This window comes from Tatumella sp. UBA2305 (assembly GCF_002345795.1).
In the GTDB taxonomy this organism is placed as follows: Bacteria; Pseudomonadota; Gammaproteobacteria; order Enterobacterales; family Enterobacteriaceae; genus Tatumella; species Tatumella morbirosei.
The window spans coordinates 1-13325 of sequence record NZ_DDVT01000025.1 but is presented as its reverse complement, the minus strand read 5'-3'; the positions used below and the strand labels follow the sequence as shown (position 1 = coordinate 13325).

Genomic DNA, 13325 nt, shown 5'->3' with positions numbered 1-13325 from the left:
CCGCTGGTAGCTGACTACCTGCGGGGATTTTTATTACCCGGGTTAACCCGAAAACTGCTGACAGCCTCCGGAATCAACCCTGTTAAGGCAATTTATAAGCAATAATGTAATCGCCCATTTTAGTACCGAACGAACCGTGTCCGCCGGCAACAATCACCAGGTACTGCTTACCATCAACTTCATAGGTCATTGGAGTTGCCTGACCACCTGCTGGCAAACGAGCCTGCCATAACAGTTTACCGTCACGCACACTATAAGCACGGATGTAGTCATCCAGAGTGGCGGCGATAAAGAAGATATTACCTGCTGTGGTGATAGGAGCACCCAACATTGGAGTACCGACAGTAATCGGTGGTAACGGAATCGGGCCACCGCTGTCACGGATAGTACCAATACGTTTTTTCCACACAATCTGGTTAGTTTTCAGGTTAACGGCTGAGACAAAGCCCCATGAAGGCTCCATACATGGCAGACCGAACGGTGACAGGAACGGATTCAGTTCCACACCAAAAGGTACACCATACATGTGTTGCAGACCGGCTTCACCACCTGAACCACCGGCACCGTTTTTACCTGGTTCCATTGGGTTGTTTGGACCACGTGGGATCAGTTTTGAAACAAACGGCAGTTGCATTGGGTTAGCAATGGCAAATTCGCTGCCACTGTTGACCGAAATACCACCCCATTCGAACATGCCCAGGTTACCCGGGAATACCAGGGTGCCCTGCTCTGAAGGTGGGGTGAAAGTCCCGTTATAATGCAGACGTTTGAACATGATACGACAGATCATCTGATCAAACATCGTACCGCCCCACATCTTACTGTCGGTCAGTTTCGCTTCCGGACGGAAGGTCAGTTCAGAGAACGGCTGAGTCGCAGAAGTGTGATCGCCTTTGGCTGCACCTTGCGGCACCGGATGCTCAGGAGCTGGAACCACCAGCTGACCGGTTGCACGGTTCAGAACAAAGATGTTACCTACTTTGGTCGGAACGTAGATGACAGGAACTTTGTTACCGTCTTTATCAGTAATGTCTGCCAGTGAAGGCTGCGCCGGAATATCCATATCCCACAGATCGTGGTGGACAGTCTGGTAGAACCAGGCTTCTTTACCGGTAGTTGCATTCAGTGCCAGGATACCACTCGCATAACGTTCCTGCTCAGGAGTACGGTTGCCCCCCCAGATATCCGGTGTGGTCACACCCATCGGCAGGTATACCAAATCCAGTTTCGGATCGTAAGCTGCTGGTGCCCAGGAGTTTGGTGAGTTCGCTGAATAGTGCTGACCGTCCGCAGGAATTGCGTTCGGATCTTTTGCACCCGGATCGAATGCCCACAGCAGTTTACCGGTTTTCACGTCAAAACCACGGATAACACCTGACGGCTCGCGGGTTGAGTAGTTATCGGTAACGGCCCCGGCAATCACAATCACTTTATCGGTAATTACCGGTGGTGATGTTGGCTCATAGCCGCCCGGGAAAGCATTCGGCTGCTGATGCTGCAGATCCAGCTCACCATTATTACCAAAGTCTTTACACAGCTGACCATTTTCAGCATCCACCGCAATCAGACGACCATCGTTAACCGGCAGATAGATACGACGTGAGCAGGCCGCCGGAGAAACCGGAGCACTCTGCGGATCTGTTGCCGTATTAAAGTCATGATAGGAAACACCACGACAGGTCATGTGCTGGAAGGTAGGGTCATATTTGATTTTAGGGTCAAAACGCCATTTTTCTTTACCTGTTGCAGCATCAATCGCGACCAGAATCTGGTGCGCTGTACAGGTATAAAGCAGATTGCCTACTTTCAGTGGAGTTGATTCGTTAGTGATCTCACCCGGATCATCAGGGCGTTTTACGTCACCAGACTGATAGGTCCATGCCACCTGCAGATTTTTGACATTGCTTTCGTTAATCTGACTTAATGAAGAGTAACGGTCACCGGCCTGAGTACCACCATAAGCGGTCCAGTCTTTGCCAGCAGACACTGGCTGAGTTGCAGGAGCCTGAACATTCAGGTCACCGTAGACTGCCTGCGGGTCTTTGCCGAAAAAGGCGCCAACGACCATGGCCAGGTTGATGACGATAGCAATTACCATCAGCGTAGTAGCTTTACGGTTGGGAGCCGCCAGTTGGCGATAAACAAACGGCAAAATCATCCAGATACCAAACAGTACCCAGATATCGAGACGCGGAGCCAGAGCCCAGAAATCAAGGCCGGATTCGCACCAGGCCCAGAGAGCTGTGCCTAACAGAATGAGTGAGTAAAGATAAAAAGCACAGCTTCTTTTCTTTAACAGCATTACAGTGAACACCGCCATAACGATGCCGCTGATGAGATAGTATGCGCTGCCGCCAATTGCCAGTAACCAGCCACCGCCGATTATCAGCCACAAGGTGCAGAACACTGATATTGCTAGTGTGATGAGGCGCAGGCCTCTGGATTCCTGTGACATTGAATTAACCTTAGAATCAACAACTTTATAGATATGTAAAGAGCCGCATAAGGTTAGTCCTTTTTAGTTGTATTTAATATCGTTTTTTGTGATCCATATCCATTGACAATAACATTTGTTCATAAATTTCATGACACGGCACCAACAAATGTGTTCATTTGTTCGCAAAATTTTATGAAAAAAATCCATACATTAGCGACAAAATTCGGAATATTACCTTAAAATTGGATATGCCAGGATTGCAGATAAACCAATTTTTAGAGAATAAATTGGCATAAAAAAACGGGAAAAATAATCTTTAAATTAGTTTATGCTGGAGAGTGGTAACGTTTACAGTGAAATAACACCGGGCTGTGAAATTCACATTTTGGTTAAATTAACTTCAGATTCCGGATTCCTGTGCGGTGAGAGGGTGTAAAGCTAATGCTCGCCGGGTGAACCAGCCATCGGGACCTGATGATGGCAATGGTTCACGACGGAGTGGGTATTATGTTGCTGCCACGCAGTGTGCCCGTCAGCAATATATCGGGAGATTTTGTGGTTGTCCCGCTGCCCCCCTGCACTCAGCAATGACCCGACTCTGATACACCAGCGAGCGCGAGCTCAGTCGCAGTTGCCAACAGTGGAATCAACTGGCCGCTGAAATGCCGGGTATCAGTCCATCGTCATCACCGGGTCCGCTCCGCGACGAGCCCCGGGCCACTGCCTGAAAGCAGTGACCCTGACAAAATAATGTTATTTAGGGGGTAAATCTATGCCAGATGCCCTGCCCCCAAACCCGCTGACTATGTTCAGCCAATAGTACGGTTGCGCCCTGCCAGTACCGAAACGACTATCTGGATAGCCGCAAGCCCCATCAGCAAAGTAAACGGAACGGCCCATTGATGGGTGTACTGCACTGCCAACCCGACCAGTGCCGGCCCCGCCGCCGCCATCAGATAACCGATACATTGCGCCATCCCGGACAACGCCGTTGCCTGACTGTGGCCCTGGCTGCGTAAATTAAACAATGACAAGCAGACGACCATCGCAATGCCCGCCCCCATGCCGGCCAGTACCAGCCAAAGCATCGCCTGAGCTGGCTGGTAATACAAACCACTGACCCCAGCCAGAATCAGAACCGAACATAACAGCCCCAGTCCGCGCTGATCTTTAACCCGCGGGATGATGATCGTCATGCTCAGATTGGCCAGCACAGCAATACACTGGTACACGAACAGACAGCGGCCGGCCATAGAAGCTGAAATACCGACGGTCTGTGCATAGGCGGGAAACCAGTCCACCAGCACATAAAAAACCGTCGAATGTAATCCCATAAACAGCGCAACCTGCCAACCGGTACTGCTTTTCCAGGGAGAGCGGTACTGTTCCGGGTGGGGATCAAGCGCCGCCAGTCGGGTATGTGCAGGCCGGGTACGGGTACGTAGCTGTGGCAACCAGACCAGTAACGCGATGACGGCCAGTACCGCCCAGGCACCCAATGCCCGGCGCCAACCCTCTGTATCCCCATTGGCCAGCATCACCGCCGCGCCGGAGGCTATCGCGGCGATAACGCCCATCATCGCCGCATAACCGCCAATGACTCTTGCAGCTTTCGCCGGGAAACTCCGTTTTGCCAGTGCCGGCAGCAATACATTACAAAATGCGATGGCTGCCCCAAGGATACAGGTCCCTCCCCACAGGCCGATACTGCCTCCGGAGGAACGCCAGCTGATGCCAACCACCAGCAATGTCAGGGCCAGACCGATAACCCTTTCCATCCCCCATTTAGCCGCCATCTTTGGGGCAGCCGGGGCCAGCAGGGCAAAAATCAGTAACGGTAATGCATTAAGCCAGCCCGCTGCGGAATCTGAGATTCCGGTACTGGCCCGGATATCAGAAAGTACCGGGCCGACGACCGTGATCGCCGCTCTGAGATTGGCGCCGACCAGAATGATCCCCGCGAAAATCAGGGCTGAGGAGAATGACCTTTCTGAAGAGAGGGTCAGTGGTGACTGCGACATGGTTTTATTTCCAGAGAAAAGTGATTACCCGTCAACAAGCCGTTAAACTAAACAGCAGGTTAACATCAGGAGAACACAGTGTACCCGGCCCCTAAAAATGCGGCTAACGCCAACCCGTCAGAGAATTGCTCAGAATCGTCACCGGTACTGCGGCTGGAGACGCCAATGATCGATAAAGATCGGCCGGTGACTCCGTTGCGGTTAGCTGGAAAACGCCGGGAACAGGGCACTTTTCTGGAACAGCACCAGCATCCGCAGGGATTAATTATCGCGATCCACCACGGATTAGTCATTCTTCACAGTGGCGATGAGGTCACATGTGTACTGCCCGGACAGTTTTGCTGGATCCCCGGCAAACAGGATCACGGTACTCACTGGTTTGGCGCGATTGAAGGGATGTGCCTTTATCTGCAACCAGAACTTGGTGGGGCATTTCCTGACGTTCCGGTGATTTTCACTCAGACGTCGTTGACCGACGCGATGATCAGTCGGCTGGCAGATGCCCCGTTACTGGAACCAGGGCATGTCCTGAGCCTGCTGGACAGCCTGACCCATGAAATAGCACTTCTCCCCCGGGGAGGATTCCATTTGCCCATGCCCACCGAATCCCGGTTACAGCAACTTACCCATCGGTTACTGGACAGGCCTGACCTTAATCACAACATCGAAGAATGGGCACAGCAGGCCGGCATGTCACTGAGTACCTTATCGCGTCGTTTCCGGCAGCAGACCGGGATTACCCCGGGCCAGTGGCGGCAACAGGCGCGTATGCTGCACGCCCTGGAATTACTGTTTAGCGGGCAGAGTGTCACCGGGGTCTCCCTTGCCGTGGGGTATGACAGCCTGAGTGCCTTTATTCATGGCTTTCGAAAGACCTTTGGTATCACCCCTTCCCGCTATTTCTCTCCATCTTCCGCCCCGCAGACAGAAAAATCATAACTGCGTAGATTCTCCGGCCATTGCCGGCACTGTCAGCGGCGCAATTATTTCCAATACCTTGTTAGCGGCTTGTGATGAGATAGTCACTCTCTGGCCGTTTATGTGGCCACGGTTACCACGTTTATTACTGCTTAAATTATGATCAGGGACTGACCCTATGCTTCAGTTTTCTAATGGTTTTTTACTTAGCCTGTCGTTGTGTCTGGATATTGGTATTGCCAATATCGCGATGATGACACTGGCAATGCAGCGCGGTTATTTTCATGGTTTATGGCTGGGCATTGGCACCTGTTTCGGTGATCTGGCCTACGCCATTCTGGCGCTGGCAGGCATGACGGTGCTGTTACAGTTCAGTGCCGTACGCTGGGTATTGTGGATTGGCGGCGGCGCGATGCTGGTCTGGTTTGCAGTGAAAATGTTGATCGCGGCCGTTAATCAGTCAACCGCCCTGAACAGCGGAGAACCCCCTCAGTTATGCTCACTGAGAAGGGAGTTCTTTCGGGGCATGATGCTGGCGATGTCTTCCCCTTCGGCCATTCTCTGGTTTGCCACCGTCGGCGGTGCACTAATCTCAAGGATGGGGCAGCATAGTGTGGCATCCTCAGGATGGTTTCTGGGCGGATTCTTTATGGCCGGAGTCCTCTGGACCTGTGCACTCTGTCTGGTTGGCAGCCTGGGGGGAAAATTAATGGGTAACCGTTTACTGAAGTTTTCTTATATCGCCTCTGCGATTATATTCAGTTACTTCGCAGTCACGGTGATTGTCTCCGGCTACCACGAATTTATCCCCGGCTAAGACCTAACCGGGCAATATAGTGACCGGGGGTGATCCCCATCACTTTGCGAAACGCATTGATAAAATGGCTCTGGTCGTAAAATCCGAGACTAATCGCGGCCTCCAGCGGAGAAATATTGCGGCGTAGCAGATTACGCGCCTGGTGCAGCCGGAGCTGCATGTGATACTGCAAGGGTGGCAACCCTGTATAGCGGGTAAACAACCGGACAAAATGATATTTACTTAATCCGGCTATCTGCGCCAGAGTTTCCAGAGAGGGTTTTTCCGTCAGGTGGCAGCGAAGGTAGTCGATCACTCTGCTGATTTGCTGTGCTTCACTCCCCGTCAGGGAGACGGAAGGTTCCAGCAATTCGCCGCACAACTGTAACAGTTCCTGCTGTTGAAGAGAGTCGTTATCTTCGCGGGCCGAATCCGCAAACCGGCAGATAGCATGAAACAACTGCGGATCATCCAGCACCCCTTCACGCAGTACCGGAGCCTGAGATTGGCTGCTGAGATTTTCCTGTGCCACCAGCGTTTTCACCACGGACTGGGGCAGATGAATGCTGATAAATTCGACACTCTGCTGTGCAAATTCGGAAGACTGAACAGAGGCGGGGTTATACAGGGTGACCTGTCCGCTTTTTACGGTTAAATTTTTTCCCGACAACCAGATTTCCTCTACGCCGCTAAGATTAGCACTGATCACATACTCATCATGAGAATGTCTTGGAAATCCGTCATCACAGGCGATCACCCGGGAACATTCGATGCCATTCCGGCTGAACCACTCGCTGGACTGTAACACTGATGTTTTTCCCTTTCCCTTGTGGTATAGCGAAGTTGTCAGGATTTATAACAGCATGTAGTGGTGACAAATTCAACACCTGACCACAAGCCACCAGACTGTCATGACGTTGCAGGCGTAGATGGTGACACTCAGGAGGGCTTTTCGTTCACCGTCATCATAAACACTACCGGTTGATCCCCCCTATTTTCATAACTGTGAGGCGCATCGGTTTTGGCTATCGCTGAACACCCCTGAGTTAGCGGGTAAACACTCTCTTTGACGCTAAGCGTCAAAGTGCCGGACCGGACATACATTAATTCAAAGGTTCCTGGCGGATGTCCTGAGGATTCAAATTTTTCCCCTGGCTGCATCTTCCATAACCAAAGTTCCGTCATTTCTGGGCCTCCGGACCCTGCCAGTAATCTGGCATACCCTCCTTTCTCACCAGTCCAGAGTTCAGGAATATCCCGGGCATCGATGATACGCACATCCGGTTTGGAACTCACGTCGACAAAATCAGCTACCGAAACCCCCATCGCTGCAGCAAGACGGCATAACAGAGCAATGCTTGGATTGGCCTTACAGCCTTCAATCTCCACCAGCATACCTTTACTGACGTTCGCCCGACGGGAAAGCTCATCGAGGGAGAGCTTTTTTTGTTTACGGTATTGTTTGATTCTCTGTGATACAGCCTGATTCACCGAACTTACGTCCGCTCCAGGCTCGGTCACTAAATTGACTTTTTTGGTCATTAGTCGATATTATGCGATAAAATAGTCATTAAAGGATTATGTCGTGTCAGCACTCATTCCGTCAATTGCACCAGAGATTTATCGACTTGCCCCGGGTTTTCGGGCACTCAGTATTAGCGTTACCGCTGCACCGGTTGAAAATGCAGAAATTGGTAAGGCTGAATTGCAGGCGGCCTGTGAAGCAGTTCTGGCCGGAGAGCCCCGGTGGGCAGATTCACACCTGGCTGCCTGGGCTGAGGTATTTCGGTCATTTGGTGCCAAGGCTAAACGTACTCCCTGTTCTGCGGATGCACTGCGCAAAAGGGTATTACGTGATGGTAGCCTGCCGCCTCTGGATCCCATAGTTGACCTGTATAATGCCGTCAGCCTGCGCTTTGCCATTCCGGTAGGAGGAGAAGATATAGCAGCTTATCAGGGAGAGCCTCGCTTAGTTATCGCCAAAGGGGATGAACCTTTCGACACACTGAAACAGGGAAATCCAGTGACCGAAACCGCTTCACCTGGCGAGGTCATCTGGCGTGATGATATGGGTGTCACTTGCCGGCGCTGGAACTGGCGCCAGGGAATTCGTACCCGTTTAAGTATCGAAGCACAGCATATGTGGTTTATTCTGGAAAGCCTGCCTGAAATGCCGGCTGAACAGTTGGATCTCGCCGGAAAAATGCTGACAGATGGTCTGGAGAAAATGATGCCAGGTATGCAATTCAACATGGCCCTGATATCCGAATAAACAATTACGTTAGTTCAGGAGTGTTTCTATGCTCAGTGGTCTGTGTGCTTTCCCGTTAACTCCGTTAAACAACGGACAGGTGGATGAAGAGAGTTTTGCCCGGATTATGGCGCGTCTGACTGCCGCCGGAGTCGATTCACTGGGTATTCTGGGATCAACCGGTAGCTATGCCTATCTGACCCGTCAGCAGCGCCAGCGCGTGATAGAGCTCACCCGCCAGCTGGCCGGTGATATTCCATTAATGGCCGGTATCGGCTCAGTCAGCAGTGATGAAATTCTGCGTCTGGCGGAAGATGCACAGCAAGCCGGGGCGAATGCATTTCTACTGTCTGTGATTTGCTACCAGTCTCTGCGCGATGAAGAAGTGTACCGGTTGTTTGAGACGGTAACCCAACAAGTATCGATACCGATCTGTGTTTATGATAACCCGTCGACCACCCATTTCCGCTATTCAGACCAGTTACTCAGACAACTCTCGTCATTGCCACAAGTTCGCTCGGTGAAAATTCCCGGAATCCCCGGGGATCACGGTACGGTGACACAGCGGATTAACCAGTTGCGTAGCCAGCTAAGACCTGGCACCGTTATTGGTATTAGCGGAGATGCTTTTGCGGCGAGTGGTTTAATTGCTGGCTGTGACGTCTGGTATTCAGTATGTGGCGGCCTGTTCCCGCACATCAGCAAACAAATAACCCGGGCGGCGGCAGTCGGAGATGCACAACAGGTCACAGCACTGAGTGCCAGACTGGAACCTTTATGGGCACTGTTCCGCAAACATGGCAGTAGCCTGCGGGTTATCTCCGCCGCTGCCGGAATACTTGGTCTGACGCCCCCCGACAACCTGCCCCGCCCGCTGTTACCCCTCCCGGAGAGCGATTTAGCGGAAATAGCCGCAGTGATTGAACAACTGGAGCTGGAGTAGTTTAGGAAGTAAATTTACGGGCATTATCAGGACGTCGACGAAGTGAAAAACTGCACTTCTGGCAAGAATGAAAGCATCAACCAGACAGATAAAGCTGAAAGTATGAAGAATGTTAACCCGTGATGATTAAACACATAAGAAAAGCCCCCGTACCCTAAGGGTACGGGGGCGTTAAATTAAGGAAGTTTGTAAGCTATCAGTGAATCGCCGAGGCTGGTCCCAAAAGAACCATGCCCGCCGGCCATAATCACGACATATTGCTTACCATCAACCTCATACGTCATTGGTGTCGCTTGACCACCTGCCGGCAGACGAGCCTGCCACAGCAGTTTGCCGTCACGTACACTATAAGCACGCAGGTAGTTATCCAGTGTGCCAGCCACAAAGAAGATATTCCCTGCCGTTGTCACCGGACCACCCAACATTGGAACACCCATTTTAAAGGGTAAAGGTACCGGCGCACTGTCACGAACAGTACCAATCCGTTTTTTCCAGATGATCTGGTGATTACGTAAATTGATCGCAGAGACAAAGCCCCATGAAGGTTGCAGACAAGGTAAACCCAGTGGTGACAGGAACGGATTCAGTTCAACCCCGTAAGGCACACCATACATATGCTGTACCCCGGACTCTGACCCGGAACCGGCGGCACCATCAGCGCCGGGTTCTATGGGGTTGCCCGGTCCGCGTGGGATCAGCTTAGAAATAAAAGGCATCGCCATCGGATTAGCAATCGCAAACTGCTGATCGGTGTTAACCGAGATAGCGTTCCGCAAAAAACTGTATGGCGAACTCGATACATTACAATCAGATCTTGATGCATGGCTGGCTCACTATAATAATGAGCGAACCCATCAGGGGAAAATGTGCTGTGGCCGGACGCCAATGGAAACATTACTTGATGGAAAACGCATCTGGGCTGAGAAAAATTTAAGCCAGATGTAATCTGACAGACACCTGTATAAATAACCGGTAACTGTCAGATCAGGTCTGAGCTAATACAACGACGCACAATCTGTGCTGCGCGTGCATCCAGCTGCGGACCAACGGAGCCGGACCACTGATGATACCCAAAGAAGTCGGTAATAAGCTTACGCTGGGCATAATATTCATGATCGGTAATGGTCTGTTCGGTGAGGGATATCTCACGAAAGTAACGCTGAACCACAAAATCGAAATCACTTTCCACGTCCTTCGGTGAAAAATGAAAGAAGGCGTCTTTGGCCTTGAAATAACCCATCTGCAGGATGCAATAAATCTGCGCCAGTATGCCGGGGCGGCTGGTTGCCAGCTCCTCTGTCGTGAGCGACAAATATCCCAGTTGCTGGCCTTCATCAAAATCAGGCAGACCATACAGTGCGAATTTTTCTGTATCCGTTAAAACGGAGAGTCTTTTTCCTTTATCTTTACGACGGGATGTCATCCTGACCTCGCACTGAATATGTCCGTAAGAGGATCGTTCTGCGGACATTCAAAAATCATTCTGGTATCCGCGGAAAATCAGGCATAAAGTTATCTCATATAGATAGTACGTTATCAATCTCTCTTGCGGTCCCTTAATCGTACATATTATGACTGAAATACGCATAGGCTATGCACGCTGCTCAACCGACAGACAGGATCTGGCTGCACAACAGGAAGCCCTGACCAGACTGGGCGTTTCTCCGGACCGGATTTACACCGATAAAGGACTTACAGGCTCACATCACCAGCGTCCCGGCCTGGACCAGGCCCTGGCAGCGGTGCGCCAGGGGGACACGCTGGTTGCGCCAAAGCTGGACCGGCTGGCCCGTTCAGTTCCGGACGCCAGAGCGATTGCGGATGCTCTCCAGGCGCGGGGGGTAAAACTGGCGCTGGGAAACAGCGTTTACGATTCGGCAGACCCGATGGGAAAAATGTTTTTTAATGTACTGGCCACCTTCGCAGAATTTGAGGGGGACCTTATACGGCTCAGGACCCGCGAAGGAATGGCCATCGCACGGGCAAAAGGAAAACTGAAAGGCAAACAACCAAAGCTTTCAGACAGGCAGCAACAGGAGCTGTGCCGTATGCACGGCAGGGGGGAACACTCAATCAGTGACCTGACAGAGCTGTTTTCGGTGTCGCGCCCGACGGTTTACCGGACGCTTATACGAGGCAGAGAAAAGCAGTAAATCATTTCACCCATACAAGGAAGAATTATGGCTCAGGATATTTTTATAAAAATTGATGGTATCGAAGGTGAATCTCAGGATTCCACTCATAAAGGAGAGGTTGAGGTACTTGACTGGGACTGGTCTGTTAGTCAGACATCGAATATGCATTCCGGTAGTGGCGGCGGTGCGGGAAAATGTACTATTGAGGACCTTAATTTTGAGCATTATATCGACAAATCCAGTCCCAACCTTCTTCAGCATTGTCTGACTGGCAAACATATTCCCGAAGCTGTTCTGACAGTAAGAAAAGCAGGTGGCTCTCCGCTGGAATATCTGCGAATTACGCTTCAGGAAATTATCATTACCCGGGTTAGTCCGGTCTACCTCAATACCATGCGGGTCCCGCGCGAAACGTAATCCATTTTCACGGGTGAAAATGGATTACGTTTTGCAGAATGCAGAGGGAAATTCAGCGGGTACAGTTGCTATGGGTTACTACATTAAAGCCAATGCAAACATTTAAATACAGGTGATATAAGGAAATGTAACTATGTTATTCGTTGATAAAAATGGTTTAGTGGATGCGGAACGTATTATTATTAAGAGATTCAGTACAATAGAGCGCGGTAAACTGGATAAAGTGAACGGGATCGTTGTACATCAGACGGGTGGCTCCACAGCAGAAAGTTCTTTTAATAGTTATAAACATACAGGCGCAAACGGTGCTCATTTTCTAATAGATAAAGATGGCAATATTTATCAGACTGCCTCAGTTTTCAAAGTCACAAATCATGTCGGCAATATAAGATCCAGATGTTACATGGAAAAAACATGCACACCTTCAGAAATTGCCACAATAAAACCATTACTGAATAAATATAAACAACTCTCTCGATTAGAACAGAAGAAGCCATATCCGGAAAGATACCCTGCTAACTTTGATTCTCTGGGTATAGAAATGGTGGGGAAACCCGATTCAGGCGAAGGGGAAAATGCTGTTTATGAAAAAGTAAATGAAGCACAAAATAGCTCTTTAAGATGGCTTGTAGCAGAACTTACTGACACATTGAAAGTATCAATGACTGAAATATTCAGACATCCTGAAGTATCATATAAAGTTAAGACAGAAGCAGGCACAGCCCGATGGTAAAAAAAATATTTTCTATATTGGGTGTGATTTTAACCATAGATGTGGCTTTTGCAGACCATACTGCACCCAGGACAATAGTAGAAATAAAAATTAATGAAACAGGAAAAAGTGACGATGAATCGATAAATGTGATTGATGGTTGTCGTGCATTTAAAATCACAGAGAAAGATGTGAGAGAATACTTTTCAAAATCATATCCTGTACCTTTAAACTTCAATATCCATGAACGTTATTCACCTTGTTATGCTAAAGGTTTCATCGAATTCAGCGATAATACTCGTGGTAAATGGAAGATTTCCTCCAGTGGAGGGGCAACCCTTTTATGGGATACTGGTGATGTAGCAACATTATTTTATAATAATTATAAGTGGACAGATCCTTTTGAGGGTACATACGCTTCGGAGAATGAGTCGGATTCAAAATAAAAATCCACATCGCTATAATCTAAAGTACGTCTGCTGAGACGTACTTTACCGCTAATTCTCACAATTTATTAACTTAATTTAACGAACAACATAGTGCCAAAATTTTGGCGGCTTCCCGCTTACAACCCCCCAAATGCGTAACTCCGCGTAATCCTAATCACACTATGCTGAGGTAATCCCCCCGAAAAATGGGCGGGTTAATAAGTAGATTTCTCTACTAACCTGAATTCAGGGGGATTTCTATGAAAC

12 protein-coding genes and 3 pseudogenes are annotated in these 13325 nt (G+C 49.8%); 9 read left to right on the top strand and 6 right to left on the bottom strand.

The features are described 5' to 3' along the window. Nucleotides 1-82 precede the first annotated feature (82 nt). Nucleotides 83-2455 (bottom strand): glucose/quinate/shikimate family membrane-bound PQQ-dependent dehydrogenase, encoded by a 2373-nt coding sequence (locus B3Z23_RS17310; protein WP_294912457.1) that lies wholly within the window; start codon nt 2453-2455, stop codon nt 83-85. 791 nt (nt 2456-3246) lie between these two features. After that, complete coding sequence (locus B3Z23_RS17305; protein WP_294912456.1) at nt 3247-4458, bottom strand: MFS transporter; 1212 nt, start codon at nt 4456-4458, stop codon at nt 3247-3249. A gap of 78 nt (nt 4459-4536) precedes the next feature. Here B3Z23_RS17305 and B3Z23_RS17300 point away from each other — a divergent pair, with 78 nt between their 5' ends. Together B3Z23_RS17300 and B3Z23_RS17295 are read left to right on the top strand one after the other, a co-directional pair. Next, nucleotides 4537-5397 (top strand): helix-turn-helix domain-containing protein, encoded by an 861-nt coding sequence (locus B3Z23_RS17300; protein WP_294912455.1) that lies wholly within the window; start codon nt 4537-4539, stop codon nt 5395-5397. 157 nt (nt 5398-5554) lie between these two features. Next, on the top strand, nt 5555-6193 hold the full coding sequence (locus B3Z23_RS17295) for a LysE family translocator (protein ID WP_294912453.1): 639 nt from the start codon (nt 5555-5557) through the stop codon (nt 6191-6193). Here the strand turns inward: B3Z23_RS17295 and B3Z23_RS17290 are convergent. Continuing rightward, the gene (locus B3Z23_RS17290) at nt 6180-6980 is read right to left on the bottom strand and encodes an AraC family transcriptional regulator (RefSeq protein WP_294912452.1); all 801 of its coding nucleotides are present in this window, start codon (nt 6978-6980) and stop codon (nt 6180-6182) included. The genes B3Z23_RS17295 and B3Z23_RS17290 overlap by 14 nt on opposite strands. Nucleotides 6981-7111: 131 nt before the next feature. Further along, nucleotides 7112-7714: a cupin domain-containing protein gene (locus B3Z23_RS17285; RefSeq protein ID WP_294912450.1), complete on the bottom strand. Its 603-nt coding sequence runs from the start codon at nt 7712-7714 to the stop codon at nt 7112-7114. Nucleotides 7715-7757: 43 nt separating this feature from the next. Here B3Z23_RS17285 and B3Z23_RS17280 point away from each other — a divergent pair, with 43 nt between their 5' ends. Next, nucleotides 7758-8444 (top strand): B3/B4 domain-containing protein, encoded by a 687-nt coding sequence (locus B3Z23_RS17280; protein WP_294912449.1) that lies wholly within the window; start codon nt 7758-7760, stop codon nt 8442-8444. A gap of 28 nt (nt 8445-8472) precedes the next feature. After that, nucleotides 8473-9366, top strand: coding sequence for a dihydrodipicolinate synthase family protein (locus tag B3Z23_RS17275; RefSeq protein ID WP_294912448.1), 894 nt, complete (start codon nt 8473-8475; stop codon nt 9364-9366). Nucleotides 9367-9542: 176 nt separating this feature from the next. Here the strand turns inward: B3Z23_RS17275 and B3Z23_RS17270 are convergent. After that, nucleotides 9543-10109 (bottom strand): annotated as a pseudogene (locus tag B3Z23_RS17270) (PQQ-binding-like beta-propeller repeat protein); the annotation flags it as partial. Between the two features lie 16 nt (nt 10110-10125). Between B3Z23_RS17270 and B3Z23_RS17265 the strand changes: the two are divergent. Beyond that, nucleotides 10126-10311 (top strand): annotated as a pseudogene (locus tag B3Z23_RS17265) (IS481 family transposase); the annotation flags it as partial. 34 nt (nt 10312-10345) lie between these two features. On the opposite strand, the gene B3Z23_RS17260 reads toward B3Z23_RS17265, so the two are convergent. Beyond that, nucleotides 10346-10837, bottom strand: coding sequence for a DUF4158 domain-containing protein (locus tag B3Z23_RS17260; protein WP_294912447.1), 492 nt, complete (start codon nt 10835-10837; stop codon nt 10346-10348). Between the two features lie 100 nt (nt 10838-10937). Here B3Z23_RS17260 and B3Z23_RS17255 point away from each other — a divergent pair, with 100 nt between their 5' ends. The 4 genes and pseudogenes from B3Z23_RS17255 to B3Z23_RS17240 all read left to right on the top strand — a co-directional run bounded on the left by B3Z23_RS17255 (nt 10938) and on the right by B3Z23_RS17240 (nt 13076). After that, nucleotides 10938-11519 (top strand): recombinase family protein, encoded by a 582-nt coding sequence (locus B3Z23_RS17255; protein ID WP_294912446.1) that lies wholly within the window; start codon nt 10938-10940, stop codon nt 11517-11519. A gap of 27 nt (nt 11520-11546) precedes the next feature. Then, nucleotides 11547-12024: pseudogene (locus B3Z23_RS17250) on the top strand (Hcp family type VI secretion system effector). Nucleotides 12025-12051: 27 nt separating this feature from the next. Next, nucleotides 12052-12651 (top strand): peptidoglycan recognition protein family protein, encoded by a 600-nt coding sequence (locus tag B3Z23_RS17245; RefSeq protein WP_294912445.1) that lies wholly within the window; start codon nt 12052-12054, stop codon nt 12649-12651. Continuing rightward, complete coding sequence (locus B3Z23_RS17240; protein WP_294912444.1) at nt 12645-13076, top strand: hypothetical protein; 432 nt, start codon at nt 12645-12647, stop codon at nt 13074-13076. The genes B3Z23_RS17245 and B3Z23_RS17240 overlap by 7 nt, the downstream gene beginning before the upstream one ends. The last annotated feature ends 249 nt before the right edge of the window (nt 13077-13325 follow it).